The sequence below is a fragment of the Citrobacter sp. 506 genome, from assembly GCF_050434985.1.
Lineage (GTDB): Bacteria > Pseudomonadota > Gammaproteobacteria > Enterobacterales > Enterobacteriaceae > Citrobacter > Citrobacter braakii.
The window spans coordinates 543,074-560,106 of record NZ_JBNDJN010000001.1; the positions used below are offsets into that span (position 1 = coordinate 543,074).

The window sequence follows — 17,033 nt, forward strand, 5'->3', positions numbered from 1 at the left end:
ACAGGCGTAAAAACGCCTCGTCAAACATCGCTGACGATAACCCGGTAAGCCCGAGAGAAGGGATTTAGAAGTTAGCTTCGCTCAAGCAGAAGTTATCGCAGCACGATACCGATAACGCTTGAGCACTGGCGATCGCCAAAAGCATGTGAAACGATAAAACGTTCACAGTACAGCATAAGTATCCTCCTTATTATTTTCCAAATGTTAATAGATGGTGAAAGTGTAATCGTAAGACACGCAGTCGCGCAAGTTCTGAGCGCCCGGCAGCAACGTGCCGCCGGGCAAACCGTCAGATAGAGGTACGACGGTAGTCGCGGTATTCTGCCTGCCAGAAATTATCGTCAATCGCCTGTTGCAGCGCTTCGGCGGAGGTTTTCACCGCCACGCCTTGCTGCTGGGCCATTTTACCGACGGCAAACGCGATGGCGCGGGAAACGGTCTGAATATCTTTCAGCTCAGGTAACACCAGTCCTTCGCCGTTGAGCACCAGCGGTGAATACTGCGCCAGTGTTTCACTGGCCGACATCAGCATTTCATCAGTGATACGCGATGCGCCAGAGGCAATTACCCCCAGACCAATACCCGGGAAGATATAGGCGTTGTTACATTGGGCAATGGGATAGATTTTCTCTTTCCACAGTACCGGTGCGAACGGGCTACCGGTCGCAACCAGCGCGTTACCCTCGGTCCAGGCGATAATATCCTGTGGCGTGGCTTCTACGCGGGAAGTCGGGTTAGACAGCGGCATGACGATCGGACGCGGGCAATGCTTATGCATTTCGCGAATGATCTCTTCGGTAAACAGGCCGGTCTGTCCGGAAACACCAATCAGGATGTCCGGCTTAACGTTGCGTACCACATCGAGTAACGACAGCACATCTTCTTGCGTATCCCAGTGCTGCAGATTTTCGCGTTTTTGCACCAGTTTGGTCTGGAAAGAGAGCAGGTTCGGCATCTTATCGGTTAACAGGCCGAAGCGATCGACCATAAACACGCGTTGACGCGCCGCTTCTTCGCTTAAACCTTCACGCTGGATTTGCGCGATGATCTGCTCGGCAATTCCGCAACCGGCGGAACCTGCCCCGAGGAAGACAATGTTCTGTTCGCTTAACTGGCTACCGGCAGCACGGCTGGCCGCAATCAGCGTGCCAACGGTTACCGCAGCGGTACCCTGAATATCGTCGTTAAACGAGCAAATTTCATCGCGATAGCGGGTCAACAGCGGCATGGCGTTTTTCTGTGCGAAGTCTTCAAACTGCAACAGCACGTCCGGCCAGCGATGCTTCACGGCCTGGATGAATTCATCGACAAATTCGTAGTATTCATCATCGGTGATACGCGGATTACGCCAGCCCATATACAGCGGATCGTTGAGCAGTTGCTGGTTGTTGGTTCCGACGTCCAGTACCACCGGCAGGGTGTAGGCCGGGCTGATCCCACCACACGCGGTATACAGCGACAGTTTACCGATTGGAATACCCATCCCGCCGATCCCCTGATCGCCAAGACCCAAAATACGTTCCCCATCGGTGACAACGATGACCTTGATATTGTGGTTAGGAACGTTTTGCAGGATATCGTCCATATTGTGGCGGTTCTGATAAGAGATAAACACGCCGCGCGCGCGACGATAAATCTCGGAGAAACGCTCACAGGCCGCGCCGACCGTTGGGGTATAGATAACTGGCATCATCTCATCAAGGTGATTATGCACCAGCCGGTAAAACAGGGTTTCGTTGGTGTCCTGGATGTTGCGCAGGTAAATATGTTTATCGATTTCGGTTTTAAATCCCTGATATTGGATCCAGGCGCGTTCAGCCTGTTCTTCAATCGTCTCGACCACTTCCGGCAGTAACCCCAGCAGGTTGAAGTTACGGCGTTCTTCCGCACTGAAAGCACTCCCTTTATTCAGTAAAGGGAATTCAAGCAGAACCGGGCCAGCGTAGGGGATGTAAAGGGAACGCAGTTTTTTAGTTTCGTTTTCCATGTCACTCACTCTTTTTTGAATAACCGTCCCTGGCACTCTTTATGATCGTATGTGGCCTGTCCGCCAGGGAAACGGCCGAAGTATAAAGCATTGTGAATGGGTTAAGGGGTTTTATAAGCAAAAACACCACTGCGGTTGCAATGGTGTTTATCTCGTTATTCAGTCAGACGTGCGAAAGGCTATTTGCCGTCAGCGCGGCGCTTTCTTCCGGTAGGATTATTGACCACGTTGGTTTTGTCACCTTCGGTCACGACTTTACGTTGATTTGAGATTTTGTGGTCCAGTCCGAGAATATGACGGGCCTGACGGTTCGATTTCATTCTAACTCCTTAATCCTGTTACTGGTTTCAAGGGCGAGTCCGTATGAGAACGGACGAAATACAACCTGATAGAAAGCCGATGTTAAAAATAGCGGCTTTCTGGATGGTCGGTCATTTCAGCTGAAAGGTCAATGCTTAAGCGGCAAATGAGAACTATCCCGTATGTGCCATGCTTTTTCTCAGCCGTCCTATACTTGTAACTCCAACGACAACACAGGAGAGCGGTAATGACTATCCATAAGAAAGGTCAGGCACACTGGGAAGGCGACATTAAGCGCGGTAAAGGTACCGTGTCGACCGAAAGTGGGGTGTTGAATCAGCAACCGTATGGGTTTAATACCCGATTTGAAGGGGCGAAAGGCACCAATCCTGAAGAGTTGATTGGCGCGGCGCATGCAGCCTGCTTCTCAATGGCGCTTTCGCTCATGCTGGGCGAAGCGGGTTTTACCCCAGATGCCATTGATACCACTGCCGATGTTTCTCTGGATAAAGTGGATGCCGGATTTGCTATCACCAAAGTCGCGCTACACAGTCAGGTGAGCGTCCCGGGGATAGATGCCGCCACGTTTGACAGCATCATCCAGAAAGCAAAAGCCGGCTGCCCGGTATCACAGGTACTGAACGCGGAAATCACGCTGGATTATCAGTTAAAATAGTAAAGATGGTGTGCCGGATGCGACGGAGTCTTATCCGGCACCAGATATCTTTATTGCGCCACCCAGCCGCCATCCATATTCCACGCCACACCACGCACCTGCGACGCCCCGTCTGAGCACAAAAATAGCGCAAGCTCACCCAACTGTTGCGGCGTGACGAATTCGCGCGACGGCTGTTTTTCCGCTAGCAGGGCGTCACGCGCGGCGTCAGGCTCAGCGCCTTCGGCAATACGTTTATCGATTTGCTGCTGGACCAACGGCGTGAGCACCCAACCGGGGCACAGCGCATTGCAGGTGATTCCCGTCTGCGCAGTTTCCAGCGCAATGGTTTTGGTTAATCCCACCACGCCGTGCTTCGCCGCCACATAGGCGGATTTCTCTTTTGAGGCCACCAGACCATGAACAGAAGCGATATTGATGATGCGTCCCCAGTTACGCGTTCGCATGCCTGGAAGCGCCAGGCGCGTGGTGTGAAAGACAGAAGAGAGGTTAATGGCGATAATCGCGTTCCATTTATCAACCGGGAAGGTCTCCAACGGAGAAACATGCTGGATCCCGGCATTGTTCACCAGAATATCCACACCGCCAAATTCGCTATCGGCATAGCGCATCATGTCGGCAATTTGCGCTTCATCGCTCAGGTCCGCGCCATGATAGCCTGGCGTTTTGCCATACTGCGCAATGGCATCTTTGGCGGCTTCCACAGCACCAAATCCGTTAAGGATCAGGGTAGCGCCCGCTTGCGCCAGCACCTGTGCGATGCCTAATCCAATACCGCTGGTAGAGCCGGTAACCAGAGCGGTTTTTCCCGTTAAGTTCATGATGATTCTCCTTAAACAATTCCGGTGGTGTAGAAGACGCCGATAACAAACAGCACGGCCAGACTTTTAATTACGGTAATGGCGAATATCCCGCCGTACGCCTGACGATGGCTAAGACCGGTTATGGCCAGCAGGGTAATGACCGCACCGTTATGTGGCAGGGTATCCATACCACCACTGGCCATTGACGCCACGCGGTGGAAGACCTCGAGGGGAATATTGGCGGCATGGGCGGCGGCAATAAAAGTGTCAGACATGGCGGCGAGGGCAATACTCATCCCGCCAGACGCCGAACCGGTGATCCCGGCAAGCGTGGTGATGCTGATAGCCTCATTGAGCAGCGGGTCGGGAATGGCTGCCAGCGCTTTTGACAGCACGAGGAAACCTGGCAGGGCGGCGATCACTGCGCCAAAACCGTATTCTGATGCGGTGTTCATGGCCGCGAGGATCGCGCCGCCAACCGCCGTTCGGCTCCCTTCCGCCAGGCGACCTTTAATGTTGCGATAGCCGAAGAGCACCACCAGCAGGATCCCAGAAATCAGCGCCGCTTCTACCGCCCAGATAGCGGTGATTTTACCGACTTCGGTGGTAATCGGTTTGGCAAGGCCCGGAAGTTCCAGTTGATGCGTAGCGCCATACCATTGCGGGATCCAGTGGGTAAATAGTAGGTTAAAAACGCCAACCAGGATCAGCGGAGAGATAGCAATTATCGGGTTCGGCAGGTTAATGTTATCCGGCGTTTCCGGCTCGTTTAACAGTTCAGTGCCGTACCCTTCATTCTTTGCCTGCGCTTTACGACGCTGGCGCTCGAGATAAACCAGACCGACAACGATGATAAACAGAGAGCCGATCAAACCCAGCCAGGGCGCGGCCCAGGCGTTAGTTCCAAAGAAGCTGGTCGGAATAATGTTCTGGATCTGCGGCGTGCCTGGCAGAGCGTCCATGGTGAAGGAAAACGCGCCCAGCGCAACGGTGGCTGGGATCAGGCGCTTCGGAATATTACTCTGACGGAACAGCTCCGCCGCAAATGGATACACCGCAAATGCCACCACGAACAGCGATACGCCGCCGTAGGTCAACAGTGCACACACCAGCACAATCACAGGGATGGCGTGACGACGCCCGAGAATGTTGATGGCGGCGGCAACGATGGATCGAGAAAAACCCGATAACTCGATTAACTTGCCAAACACAGCGCCCAGTAAGAACACCGGGAAGTAAAGCTTCACAAAACCGACCATTTTTTCCATAAACAGGCCGGTGAAGGCAGGGCCGACGGCGCTGGGTTCGGTGAGCAATACAGCACCTAATGCCGCGATGGGGGCAAACAGGATGACGCTATATCCGCGATAGGCTGCCAGCATCAGCAGGCCCAACGCTGCCAGGGCGATTAATACACTCATCATGACTCCTCAATATCATTGTTATAGTGGGGTACAGAAAGAGAAGTTACGGTTTCAGGGCAAAGCGCAGCTGATGCTCTCTGCGTTGCTGGATATATTCCTTGCGCGAATCATCCCAGCGATAAAATCCCTGACCGCTGCGCAAACCGGTATCACCGTTAGCCACCTTGTCAGCGACCAGAGACATCATGTCGCTCCCGGTTGCCAGCTCCGGTAGCAGATGCCGACAAATGTCCTGTACCGTAGAAAGTCCGGTCATATCCGCCGCCTCCAGCGGACCGACCATCGCATAGCGACGACCGAGCGAGGCGCGCATTACCTGATCCACCACCTCTGCGCTGGCGATCCCGCTTTTTACGATATGCAACGCTTCACGCAGCAGAGCGAACTGCAGGCGATTACCGACAAACCCCGGCGCGGCGCGGTCGAGCACAACAGCTTCCAGCTGCATCGAAAGCAGCAGTTGTTGCAGCTCCTGCAGATATTCCGGCTTCGTGGCCGTGCCGGGTACAATCTCGACCAGCGGAATAAAATGCGGCGGGTGCCAGAAATGGGCGATTAACAACCGCTCAGGATGGGCGAGCTTTTCTGCCAGCGCATCCGGCGGCAGGCCGCTGGTGTTACTGGCAATGACGGCCTCAGGCGCGATCAGTGCTTCCAGTTGTGCATACAACGCGTGCTTGAGTTCGAGTCGCTCCGGGATGGCTTCGATCAGTAACCCGCACGCGGCGATATCTTGCAGTGAGGTAGTGCCATGCAGACGACTCACAGCCTGTGCTTTGTCGTTTTTAGGAAACTGTTCGGTGGCAATCAGTTCATCCAGAATTCCGCTGGCAACTGCGCCAATGTCTGCAATACGGTTACTATCGGTGTCGTACAGCCAGACATCGTGACCATAACGGACGAAGTGGGTGGCAATACCGACACCCATTAAACCCGCGCCCAGTACGCAGATATGCTTACTTTTCATGAGATACCTCCTGCGGGCGCTCAACCGCCAGCGCCACCCCCTGACCGCCGCCTACGCACAGCGTAGCCAGCCCTTTGGCGGCGTTACGGCGGGCCATTTCGTGCAGCAAAGTCACCAGAATTCGGCAACCTGACGCGCCAATGGGATGGCCCAGCGCAATCGCGCCGCCGTTTACGTTCACCCGATTGCTGTCCCAGTTCAGGGATTCGCCAACCGCCAGCGCTTGCGCGGCAAAGGCTTCGTTGGCTTCAATGAGATCGACATCATTCAACGTCCAGCCAGCTCGCTTCAGGCACTGAAGTGATGCCTCTACCGGCCCAATGCCCATAATCGCAGGGTCGACGCCGGAGACAGCGTAGCCCGCCACTCTGGCAAGAACCGGCAGATTGAGTTCTGCTGCTTTGGCGGCGCTCATCAACATCACCGCGGCGGCGCCATCGTTGATTGAAGAGGCATTCCCGGCGGTCACCGTGCCGTTACCTGGGCGAAACGCTGGTTTGAGCTGCGCCAGCTTTTCAGCCTGCGTATCCGGACGAGGCTGTTCGTCACGATCCACGACACGCGGCGGTTTTTTGCCCTGCGGGACGCTGACTGGCGTGATTTCCGCGCTAAAACGACCGGCTTCAATGGCGGCGGCTGCTTTTTGCTGTGAGCGCAGGGCAAAGGCGTCCTGCTGCTCGCGACCGATCACGAACTTATCCGCCAGATTTTCCGCGGTAATCCCCATGTGATAGTCGTTAAACGCATCCCACAGACCGTCATGCACCACGCTGTCTTTCATGCTGGCATGACCGAGCCGCAGTCCCGCCCGGGCGCCGTCGAGGAAATAGGGCGCATTGCTCATGCTCTCCTGCCCACCGGCAATCACAATTTGCGCATCGCCACAGCGAATCGCCTGGACCGCCTGATGCACCGCCTTCATGCCCGAGCCGCACACCAGATTCAGGGTTAACGCGGGCGTGGTGACCGGCAGTCCTGCGCGTAACGCCGTTTGCCTGGCAGGGTTCTGGCCGCAGCCTGCCGTCAGAACCTGGCCGAAGATCACTTCATCAATTTGCTCAGGTGCCACGGCGGTTTTTTCAAGCAGCGCACGGATCACCACTGAACCTAGTTCAACCGCGGAAAGCGGCGCCAGCGCGCCATGAAAACTGCCAATTGGGGTGCGCGTTGCCGCGACAATAACAACATCCTGCATGGTCAGCTCCTCAGCTAAAGTGCATTTCGGGGACATTTTCGGGAACGATCAGCTTGCCGGCGGTTCTGGCGACAATCTCATCCACGCTGATGCCCGGCGCTCGCTCGCGCAGAATGAACGCCCCGTCGGCAATCTCCAGCAACGCCAGATCGGTAAGCACACGTTTAATACAGGCCACGCCGGTCAGCGGCAGGGTGCAGGCGGGAAGCAGTTTCGACTCGCCGCTTTTAGAGGCATGCGTCATCACCACGATGATGTTGTCGGCTCCGGCAACCAAATCCATCGCGCCGCCCATGCCTTTCACCATTTTTCCGGGGATCATCCATGAGGCGATATTGCCGTTAACATCCACTTCAAACGCGCCGAGCACCGTCAGGTCGACGTGACCGCCGCGGATCATGGCGAAGGATTGCGCCGAGTCGAAGATTGCCGCGCCTTTGCACGCCGTCACGGTCTGTTTCCCGGCGTTGATCATGTCAGCATCAATTTCGTCTTCCGTGGGAAACGGGCCCATACCCAGCAAACCGTTTTCCGATTGCAGCATTACGTCCATGCCTTCAGGAATGTAGTTCGCCACCAGAGTAGGAATACCAATCCCGAGGTTGACGTAATAACCGTCTCGCAGTTCGCGGGCGACACGCATCGCCATTTGTTCACGCGTTAACATGGTCAGGCTCCTTTCTGGCGCAGGGTGCGTTGTTCAATACGTTTTTCAAACTGCCCCTGGATAATGCGGTTAACGTAAATTCCGGGGGTGTGAATTGCGGCGGGGTCCAGCTCTCCGGGAGGGACAATTTCTTCAACTTCCACGACGGTAATACGCCCAGCGGCAGCCATTAGCGGATTAAAATTCTGTGCGGTGTGGCGATAAATAACGTTGCCGTACCAGTCGGCTTTCCAGCCTTTAACCAACGCAAAATCACCGGTTATCGCCTGCTCTAAGATGTAAGGGCGTCCGGCAAACTCGCGAACTTCTTTCCCTTGCGCGACCGGGGTTCCGTATCCGGTCGCGGTAAAGAATGCCGGGATCCCCGCGCCGCCCGCGCGCAGCTGCTCAGCCAGCGTGCCTTGCGGCGTCAGGATAGCTTCCAGTTCACCGCTGAGAACCTGCTGCTCAAACAGGGCGTTTTCACCTACATAAGATGCGACCACTTTGCGTACCTGGCGCGTTTCCAGCAAAACGCCAAGGCCAAAACCATCCACGCCGCAGTTGTTTGACACAACCGTAAGCCCCTGAACCTCCCGACGGCGTACTTCGGCAATCAGGTTCTCAGGGATCCCACATAAGCCAAAACCGCCCGCCAGCAGCGTCATGTTATCGGTCAGTCCTTCCAGCGCCTCTTGATAGGTGGCAACCCGTTTATCCAGTCCAGCCATACACTTGCCCCTCCTGTTGTCCTTGCCGACATCATTGGGGGTGAAAAATGATTTGTTAATTTTAAATTTGTGACTCACTCATTGGGTTTTTTTATCAATTTAATGTTAATTAAAGGTATTCAACAAGTTAAAGGAATGCGAAATGGGAATGAGCATCAAACAGTTACGCGCGTTTTTAGCGGTAGCTCACACTCTGAATTTTGCTCATGCCAGTGAAAGACTGAATATGTCGCAACCCGCTTTAAGCCTGGCGATTAAAGGACTGGAGGATTCACTGGGCGGGGCGTTACTGTTGAGAACCACCCGCAAAGTGACCCTGACGCAGGAGGGAGAAACGCTGCTCAACATGGGGCGACAGCTGCTGGCGGACTGGGAGAATACGGAAGAGGCAATGCGCCAACGCTTTACGCTGCAGCGCGGGAAAATCTCTATTGCCGCCATGCCCTCATTCGCCGCTAACGTCCTGCCATCGGTACTGAAAACGTTTCGTGATTCCTACTCCGGGATCAACGTAACGGTACATGACGTCATTAACGAACAAGTGATTGAGATGGTCAGTGAAGGGCGGGTGGAGATGGGCATTGCCTTTGAGCCGGACTCTTCAGGGCATCTGCATTTCACCCCGCTCGGCGTGGATCGTTTTATCGCGATTGTTCCGCCGACATGCAAACTGGCGGGCCGGGATCGTATTGCGTGGCGCGAATTACTGACGCTGGATTTTATCACCCTGCAACGTCCTTCCGCCGTGCGCCTGATGCTGGAAGAACAGTTGGTGCAAAGTGGGCATACGCTGGAGGTGGCGCTGGAGAGCCATCAACTGGTGACGGTTGGTCGCCTGGTGGCAAGTGGACTGGGCGGCAGCGCCGTGCCCGCATTGTGCCGCACGCAAATGACAGAGCTGGGCGCAACCTGTATCGATCTGGATACGCCGGTGATCCAGCGTCGGATCGGCGTTTTGCGTTCGGCGCATCATAAGTTATCTACCGCTTCTGAAGTGCTGGTGGATTCACTGAAAAAGGCGTATTGCACCTGACTCTCACGCAATACGCCAACCGTTCAGCTCATGCAACCGCCCGCCAGCAGCGAACTTCACCTCCGCTATCACTTTTCAGCAATACCTGTTTCTTCTCACAGCCGCTGGTCGCCAGTGGACATCTGTCACGGAAAAAACAACCCTGGGGCAGCGTTCGGTTCCCCGGTAGTTCGGTTTTCCGTAACACCAAATCCTCCGCCAGCGGTGCTCCCGTTTTAGGGACCGAATCCAGCAATAATCGCGTGTAGGGATGGGCGGGCTGCGTGAGTACCTGCTGCGCATCGCCCAGCTCAACAATTTGCCCGAGGTACATCACCGCCACGCGGTCGCTCATATGGCGAACCACCGACACGTTGTGCGAGATCAGCACGTAGGTCAAGTTCCTGCGAGTCTGCAATGACACCAGCAGATTGAGAATTTGCGCCTGCACGGAGATATCCAGCGCCGAAGTAGGTTCATCAAGCACAATCACGTCCGGCTCTGATGACAACGCCCGGGCGATGGCAATACGCTGGCGCTGTCCACCGGAAAACGCATGCGGCAGGCGGTCGAGATATTCAGGACGAATTCCCACTTGTCGCGCCAAATCTTCAGCAAGCATACGGCGCTCACGTTCTGCAGGACGTTTTTGGATCCACACCGGTTCGGTGATAATCCGCCATACCGGTAAGCGCGGATCCAGCGATGAAAGGGGATCCTGAAAGACCATTTGCATACCGGTATGCTGCTTGTCACCACGGCGCGCATAGTTGCCCTGACTGGGTTTAAGCATCCCCATCAGCAGTTGCGCCAGCGTACTTTTTCCACAACCGGACTCGCCAACAATCCCCAGCGTTTCCCCCTGACAGATCTGTAAATCCAGACCATTGAGGGCATGCACCCGTTCCGTTACCTTGCCGAGCCAGTTTTTACGCGCAGGGAAGTTGACATGAACATTCTGCAGCGCCAGTAAAAAATCAGACATGTGTTGTCTCCAGTTGCGGATACCAGCAGGCAGATTGTTGATCCCCGCCTCCCTGACTGCGTAACGCAGGTGTTTCTTCACAACGGGGGCCAGCGGCAAAGCAGCGCTCGCGAAACGCACATCCCGTCGGTAAGCAGGTTAAGTTCGGCACGGTGCCGGGAATGGCGGGCAGCAATGCGCGCGGCTCGCCGTGTTCCGGCGCGCATTTCAGCAGACCAATGGAATAGGGATGCGTCGGGCGTTGAATAACGATTTGCGTTGGGCCACTCTCAATTACGCTTCCGGCATACATGACGTACAACCGGTCGCATAACTGTGAAACCACTGCCATATCATGGCTGATAAATAACACGGCTGTCCCGCTGGCTCGCGCTTTTAACTTCAGCAAACGCAGCACCTGCAGTTGCACCGTGACGTCCAGAGCGGTGGTCGGTTCATCGGCAATGATAAGCTCCGGTTCACACGAAAAGGCCAGCGCTATCATTACGCGCTGGCGCATCCCGCCGGAAAGCTCAAACGGGAAACGCTTCATGACTTCCGCCGCGTCCGGGATTTGCATCTCCTGGAGTAAAGCGATGGCTTTCTGACGGGCATCCGTGCGGCTTAATGCCTGATGATGGCGGATAACCTCCACCATTTGCTGACCGATGCGTCGGGTCGGATTCAGCGCCGTCATGGGTTCCTGAAAGATCATCGCTACGCGTGCGCCGCGCCATTGGCGCATTTGCTTCTCGCTGGCATTGAGCACATCTTCCCCCAGCAGCGAAACGCGTCCCTGGTGGATATGATAACTGCCTTCCGGCAGCAGACGCATGGTGAGCATGGCCGTCACGGACTTACCGGAACCGGACTCACCAACCACGCCAACGATTTCTCCGCGGTTAATATGCAGCGATACATGGTTAAGCGCATGCACGTCAGCTTTATAGCCGGGAAAACTCAAATGCAAATCTTCGATTTCCAGCACGGGTTGTGTCATGACTGTTTTCCTCCGGCTTTCGGGTCAAGCAGATCGCGAATACCATCGCCAAAGAGATTAAAGCCCACGGCGGTAATCAGAATGGCGGCACCGGGGAAAGCGCAATACCACCACTGATCAAGCACATAGTTACGGCCTATTGCGACCATCGCTCCCCATTCAGCGCTGGGTTGCTGTGCGCCCAGACCGATAAATCCGAGCGTGGCGGCCATCAGGATCGCACTGCCGATATCCAGCGACGCTTGCACAATTAGCGGGGGCAGAGAGTTACGTAAAATGTGCCAGCTAATCAGATGCCAGCGTGATGCGCCGTAGGTCCGCGCCGCCTGCACATAGGTAAACTGGCGCACTACTAACGTTTGACCGCGTGCGAGGCGCACATAAAACGGAATACGTACGATAGCAATCGCCAGCATGGCGTTAAACAGGCTTGGACCCAACGCGGCGGCCAGCGCCATCGTTAGCACCAGCGAGGGAATGGACAGCATAATGTCCATTATTCGCATAATAATTGCATCGGCGCGTCCGCCCATTACGCCAGACAAACAGCCCAGCAGCGAACCCAATCCCCCGGCGATACCCACCACGACCAGCCCCGCAACGACCGATTGTTGGCTACCCACCAGAACGCGGCTGAACAGATCGCGGCCGACTTCATCGGTACCAAACCAGTGAGCGGCTGACGGGGGCAGCAGGCGTGCACTCAAATTGATGGCATTAGGGTCGTGAGGGGTTATCCACGGCGACAGCACCATCAGCAGCAGTATCAACACAATGATGACCCCGCCAACCAACGTCAACGGGCTGCTTTTCATCATCCAGAACAGTTTAGCCCAGTCCGTGCGACGGCGTGCTGTCTGAGGCGCGGCTGGCGTTTCTTGTGTGAGCATCATTGTGCGTCTCCGCGTCCAATTCGTGGATCGATCCACAAGTAGAGTAAATCCACCACCAGGTTAACCAGCACATAGGCGAAAGAGACCACCACGGCAAATCCCATTACCGCCGGGAAGTCGAGCGCCTGAATCGACGTCACCACCCAGGCGCCCATTCCCGGCCAGGCGAAGACCGTTTCAGTCAGCACCGCACCGTAGAGCAGATCGCCCAATGCCAGGCCGAGAACGGTTATCGAGGGGATAAGCGCATTTGGCAACGCGTAACACAACACGATGTACCAGCCTGGCAACCCGCTGGCGCGAGCGGTGCGAATGTAATCTTCACTCAGTTGCTCCAGCATGGCGGAGCGAATCTGGCGGGCAACGATCCCCAGGTGCACAAAGGCCAGCGTCAGTGATGGCAGGATCAGATGCTGAAGCGCATTGAAAAAGACTTCGCCATTGCCTTCCAGCAGTGCATCAATCAGATAGAACCCGGTGACGTGAGTTGGCGGATCCAGCCAGTCGTCTAAACGTCCACCGCCGGGTAAAATTTGCAGATGACCATAAAACAGCACAATAACCCCCAGCCCCAGCCAGAATGCTGGTGTGGAGATACCGGTGATCGCCATCAGGCGAACGAGGTGATCAAGCCAGCGGTTGCGCCAGACCGCAGATAAAATGCCCAAAGGAATACCGATAACCAGCGCCAGCAACAAGGAGCAGAAAGCCAGCTCAAGGGTGGCGGGGAAGAAGATGCGCAGCTCATCCAGCACCGGACGTCCGGTGCGAATAGAGGTGCCTAAATCGCCGTGAAAAATGTCGCTGACATAGCGAAAAAACTGGACATACAGCGGCTGGTTCAGCCCCAACTGTTGGCGAATATTTTCGACTATTTCATCGCTGGCGCGATCGCCCGCCAACAACCGCGCGGGGTCGCCAGGTATCAGGTGCGAAATAATAAAAGTGATTACGCAAACACCGATAACCACCAGAATAAGTCCCCAGCATCGCTGGCGTAAAATGCTCCAGAACGTCATTAGCTTCCCCTTGCGGAGCCAGAGCGGCTCCGCATTAACGTGGCTTATTTACTCATGGTGGAGATATTGAAGACCTGTTCCAGCATGGGGTTGAATACAAATCCTTTGACGTCTTTGTTCATCGCCAACTGATAGTTTTTCTGGAATAAATAGACGTAGGCGGCTTCATCAATCACGATAGTTTGCGCCTGCTGGTAGTCATTGGTTCTGGCAACCTGATCGGTCGTGGCCAGCGCGCTACGCAGCAGCTTATCGACCTCACCGTTTTCATAGAACGAACGGTTACCCGGCAAGCCTTTCTTATCTGACTCAAACCAGTAGTTCATAAACATGTACGGATCGGCGAAATCTGGGCTCCAGTTGCCAATGGCAATGTCGTAATCTCCTTTGCCCACGCGGTCACGCATGGTGGCGTTCGCCAGTTTTTCCAGCTTGACCTTAATGCCCAGTTTGCCAAGGCTTGCCTGGGTCGCGAGCGCGATAGGTTCCCAGTTGGGGTCATTATCCGAGTACAGGAAGCTCAGACTGTCAGGTTTGGTGGCAACGTTGTCCCACGCCGCTTTCGCTTTGGCTTCATCGAAACTGTACTGCATGGCCTTGTCGTCAAAACCCCACATGCCTTCAGGGATCGGACCCCGCATTTGCTTACCGTTGCCGCTCAGGATCCCGTTTACCATGCCTTTATAATCGGTGGCCCACGAGATGGCGCGGCGTAAATCCACCTGATTGAGCGGCGCTTTACTGTTATTCAGATACAGATAGGTCACGCGCAACGAGGGATAATCCGCCACGTTAACTTTGCCTTCCTGTTTTAAGGCGGCAAGCTGGTCAACCGGAAGCGCATCGGCAATGTCGATATCACCCCGCGACAATTGCAGACGGCGAGAGGCGCTTTCACCGATGATTTTTACCGAAACCCGCTTAAACGCCGGTTTTGCACCGGCATAATATGGGTTAGGAACCAGCACCAACTGCTGTCCCTTTTGCCAGCTTTTGAGCATGAAGGGACCGGAGCCTGCCGTGTTCTGCGCCAGGAATCCGCGGGCATCGTCTGCGGCATGATCTTTTAAGACGGCCGGGTTAATAATTGAAGCTCCGTCATTGGCCAGCGTATACAGGAACGGCGCAAATGGCTGGCTGAGGGTAAACTTCACCGTATTGTTATCGATAGCCTCGACCTTCAGATCTTTCGGGAACGCTTCTGCAGGCCCCTGGCCGATTTTGAGCAGGCGTTCAAAAGATTGCTTTACCGCATCAGCCGTCACCGGCGTTCCGTCGGCGAATTTGGCATCGTTTTTCAGGATAAACGTCCACTCTTTCTGGTCGTCAGAGGCCTTCCAGCCGCTGGCCAAATCGCCTTCAACTTCCGTGGAGCCTTTACCGCCATCCGTTTTGTACTGAACCAGCCGCTGATAAGAGGGATAGGTGACCGTCCAGTCGTTGTTATCGATGGTCACGGCGGGATCGAGCGTCTGCGGGTCGGCAGCTTTGCCGATCACCAGCATATCTTTGGGAACGGCGGCCTGCGCAGCGGGCAGGGCAAACGCCAGCGCAACGGCTATCAGAGCGGGGCGAAAAAACGCGTTTAACGCAAGTGTAGTCTTCATAACCAGGCTCCAGAATTAAAGGGAATGTTGTGTTGTTATGGGTGTGACAGTGTAACAATCTATCTGATCGTCAAGCAGCGGATAGCGGGCGGCATCAGGTAATTCAAAATGCCACCACTCGCTGGTGATACCGACAAAACCGCCGCCAAACATAATGGCATTGAGCAGCAGGCGGTTGCGCTGCGCAGCCGGAGGAACAGAAGGGTGCCAGGCATGGGAACGGTCGTGCATCTCATCAAAGCCCGCGCCCATATCGAGAAGATTGCCACGATCGTCCATTAGCGTAACGTCAATGGCCGTCCCGCGGCTGTGATTGGATCCTATCGCCACATCGACAACATACTGAGGATCCGGACACGCATTCCACAGCACCGCCTGCGCCTGCTGCGGGCGATACGCGTCGTATACCACAAGTTTCAGGCCCGCCAGTTGCGCAATACTGATGCTTTTCGCCAGCGCAGTGACCGCCTCGGTGTGCAACAGGCAACGAGCTTCCCGGTAGATAGGGGCGCCGGTAATGTTGTCTGCCGTAGCGTATTTAAGATCGATATGCAGCGACGGGAATATCACCGACAGATCGACCAGTTCTGGGGTTTCTGACATAGCACGTTTCCTGTTTATTGTTCGAATTGACCAAATTGTTGTTGTAACTGGCGATTGGTTTGCAGGCGTTCTGCGAGGGAGTCACCCAGTTGTGCCACCACCGCAGAGAGTAATAAGTTGAACAGACAGCTCACCGGAGCCAGTGAGTCCCAGAAATGTCCGGTGTCAGTTTTCACCTGAAGTAAGTCAATGGAATAGTCTCTGGCCCACGGGCACCACACATCGGTGATTAACGCCAGCGGAATGCAGCGTTCTGTGGCAACGCGGCAATATTGTCGCGAGATAGCGGAATAGGCGCGCATATCGGTGATCACCACGTAAGGCTGGGTGAATCCTGAATTCAGCGACTCGACCCAACTGCCGGAAAGCCCTTCGGAGTAGCTGACTTTAGGCCGCAGGTATTCCAGGTGACTGAAAAAGGCGTTAGCGATCCCGCGGGTGGACTGGATCCCAAGGATATACACGGCTTCCGCATGCGCCAGCCGCTGCGCTATGCGTAAAAACGTTTCGCCTTGCGCGAGTTGATAGACATAGGTAATGGCGTCGATTTCCAGTAACAGCGACTGCTGCGCGCGATCTGGCAGGCTTTGTTGTTGGTGCCAGGAGTCCAGCCGCTCGTTCATCCCCCAGGGTTGATAGGCGACGACGGGTAGCTCCCGCAGGCTGGCTTTTGCATCTTCCAGATTGCGAAAACCCAGTTTGCGCAGATAGCGTCCAACGGTAATGCCGCTGGTACCAGTCGCTTTAGCAATACCATCCGCGGTTTCAAAAGGGATCTGCACAGCATGGGCTAACAGCCACCCGGCCACGCGCTTTTCGCTGGGCGTCAGTTGGCTAAAGGTCTGCTCTATACGGGTAAATAACTCCGGTTTCGCTGTCATTACCTTCTCGCTGTTAATTGTTTGTCAGAGTACGGCTCACTGTTAGCAAATTAACAATGCAGGACGCGTGCCATGTTGGTAACAGCGGCACGCCGACCATTTTTGTTAAAAATCAGCCCATATCCGTTAACTAATGATCAACATTTGTGCAGCGTAGTTCAGTTTTGGTGCAGCGACAGGGGAAGAGGGGTATGAATCTGCTGATTTCGTCGGAACGATCACATTGTGGTCACGTTTTACGCCCAGACATCAGAATCAGTAATGTGAAATATAAATTTCAGCCATATCAATGGTGGCAATCTTTATTCTTATGACGTTAGGGGTA

General features: G+C 54.9%; 17 protein-coding genes. 2 read left to right on the top strand and 15 right to left on the bottom strand.

Going from position 1 to position 17,033, the window contains the following annotated elements; all coding sequences use genetic code 11:
- Positions 1 to 289: 289 nt before the first annotated feature.
- Both maeA and sra read right to left on the bottom strand, forming a co-directional pair.
- Entirely contained in the window at positions 290 to 1,987 is a 1,698-nt protein-coding gene (gene maeA, locus ABIE10_RS02725) for a malate dehydrogenase (RefSeq protein WP_016153104.1), read from the bottom strand.
- Between the two features lie 179 nt (positions 1,988 to 2,166).
- A complete protein-coding gene (gene sra / locus ABIE10_RS02730) occupies positions 2,167 to 2,307 on the bottom strand; it encodes a stationary-phase-induced ribosome-associated protein (RefSeq protein ID WP_006684530.1) in 141 nt (46 codons plus the stop codon).
- Positions 2,308 to 2,534: 227 nt separating this feature from the next.
- Here sra and ABIE10_RS02735 point away from each other — a divergent pair, with 227 nt between their 5' ends.
- A complete protein-coding gene (locus tag ABIE10_RS02735) occupies positions 2,535 to 2,963 on the top strand; it encodes an OsmC family protein (protein WP_429154649.1) in 429 nt (142 codons plus the stop codon).
- Positions 2,964 to 3,013: 50 nt separating this feature from the next.
- Here ABIE10_RS02735 and ABIE10_RS02740 read toward each other — a convergent pair whose 3' ends face one another.
- Genes ABIE10_RS02740 through ABIE10_RS02765 form a run of 6 tightly spaced genes read right to left on the bottom strand, consistent with a single transcriptional unit; the run spans position 3,014 to position 8,729 of the window.
- Entirely contained in the window at positions 3,014 to 3,784 is a 771-nt protein-coding gene (locus ABIE10_RS02740; RefSeq protein ID WP_429154651.1) for a 3-hydroxybutyrate dehydrogenase, read from the bottom strand.
- Positions 3,785 to 3,795: 11 nt separating this feature from the next.
- Positions 3,796 to 5,190: a GntP family permease gene (locus tag ABIE10_RS02745; RefSeq protein WP_196615732.1), complete on the bottom strand. Its 1,395-nt coding sequence runs from the start codon at positions 5,188 to 5,190 to the stop codon at positions 3,796 to 3,798.
- Positions 5,191 to 5,233: 43 nt separating this feature from the next.
- Complete coding sequence (locus ABIE10_RS02750; RefSeq protein ID WP_279263249.1) at positions 5,234 to 6,157, bottom strand: 3-hydroxyacyl-CoA dehydrogenase family protein; 924 nt, start codon at positions 6,155 to 6,157, stop codon at positions 5,234 to 5,236.
- Positions 6,147 to 7,352: an acetyl-CoA C-acetyltransferase gene (locus ABIE10_RS02755; RefSeq protein WP_016156539.1), complete on the bottom strand. Its 1,206-nt coding sequence runs from the start codon at positions 7,350 to 7,352 to the stop codon at positions 6,147 to 6,149. The genes ABIE10_RS02750 and ABIE10_RS02755 overlap by 11 nt, the downstream gene beginning before the upstream one ends.
- A gap of 10 nt (positions 7,353 to 7,362) precedes the next feature.
- The gene (locus tag ABIE10_RS02760; RefSeq protein WP_141875187.1) at positions 7,363 to 8,019 is read right to left on the bottom strand and encodes a CoA transferase subunit B; all 657 of its coding nucleotides are present in this window, start codon (positions 8,017 to 8,019) and stop codon (positions 7,363 to 7,365) included.
- A gap of 2 nt (positions 8,020 to 8,021) precedes the next feature.
- Positions 8,022 to 8,729, bottom strand: a complete 708-nt coding sequence (locus ABIE10_RS02765) for a CoA transferase subunit A (RefSeq protein WP_016153096.1) — start codon at positions 8,727 to 8,729, stop codon at positions 8,022 to 8,024.
- A 142-nt stretch (positions 8,730 to 8,871) separates the two neighbouring features.
- On the opposite strand from ABIE10_RS02765, the gene ABIE10_RS02770 reads away from it, so the two are divergent.
- Positions 8,872 to 9,762 (top strand): LysR family transcriptional regulator, encoded by an 891-nt coding sequence (locus tag ABIE10_RS02770; protein WP_016153095.1) that lies wholly within the window; start codon positions 8,872 to 8,874, stop codon positions 9,760 to 9,762.
- A gap of 28 nt (positions 9,763 to 9,790) precedes the next feature.
- Here ABIE10_RS02770 and ABIE10_RS02775 read toward each other — a convergent pair whose 3' ends face one another.
- Genes ABIE10_RS02775 through ABIE10_RS02805 form a run of 7 tightly spaced genes read right to left on the bottom strand, consistent with a single transcriptional unit; the run spans position 9,791 to position 16,708 of the window.
- Positions 9,791 to 10,726 carry an ABC transporter ATP-binding protein gene (locus tag ABIE10_RS02775; protein WP_429154655.1) on the bottom strand — a complete coding sequence of 312 codons (936 nt, stop codon included), beginning with the start codon at positions 10,724 to 10,726 and terminating at the stop codon, positions 9,791 to 9,793.
- On the bottom strand, positions 10,719 to 11,705 hold the full coding sequence (locus tag ABIE10_RS02780; RefSeq protein ID WP_429154657.1) for an ABC transporter ATP-binding protein: 987 nt from the start codon (positions 11,703 to 11,705) through the stop codon (positions 10,719 to 10,721). Before ABIE10_RS02780 ends, ABIE10_RS02775 begins: the two co-directional genes overlap by 8 nt.
- Positions 11,702 to 12,598 carry a D,D-dipeptide ABC transporter permease gene (gene ddpC, locus ABIE10_RS02785; protein ID WP_049281776.1) on the bottom strand — a complete coding sequence of 299 codons (897 nt, stop codon included), beginning with the start codon at positions 12,596 to 12,598 and terminating at the stop codon, positions 11,702 to 11,704. The genes ABIE10_RS02780 and ddpC overlap by 4 nt, the downstream gene beginning before the upstream one ends.
- Positions 12,595 to 13,617, bottom strand: coding sequence for an ABC transporter permease (locus ABIE10_RS02790; protein ID WP_016153091.1), 1,023 nt, complete (start codon positions 13,615 to 13,617; stop codon positions 12,595 to 12,597). Before ABIE10_RS02790 ends, ddpC begins: the two co-directional genes overlap by 4 nt.
- A 44-nt stretch (positions 13,618 to 13,661) precedes the next feature.
- The gene (locus tag ABIE10_RS02795; RefSeq protein ID WP_181635597.1) at positions 13,662 to 15,224 is read right to left on the bottom strand and encodes an ABC transporter substrate-binding protein; all 1,563 of its coding nucleotides are present in this window, start codon (positions 15,222 to 15,224) and stop codon (positions 13,662 to 13,664) included.
- 15 nt (positions 15,225 to 15,239) lie between these two features.
- On the bottom strand, positions 15,240 to 15,827 hold the full coding sequence (gene ddpX, locus ABIE10_RS02800) for a D-alanyl-D-alanine dipeptidase (protein WP_016156534.1): 588 nt from the start codon (positions 15,825 to 15,827) through the stop codon (positions 15,240 to 15,242).
- Positions 15,828 to 15,841: 14 nt separating this feature from the next.
- On the bottom strand, positions 15,842 to 16,708 hold the full coding sequence (locus ABIE10_RS02805) for a MurR/RpiR family transcriptional regulator (RefSeq protein WP_016156533.1): 867 nt from the start codon (positions 16,706 to 16,708) through the stop codon (positions 15,842 to 15,844).
- Positions 16,709 to 17,033: the final 325 nt, after the last annotated feature.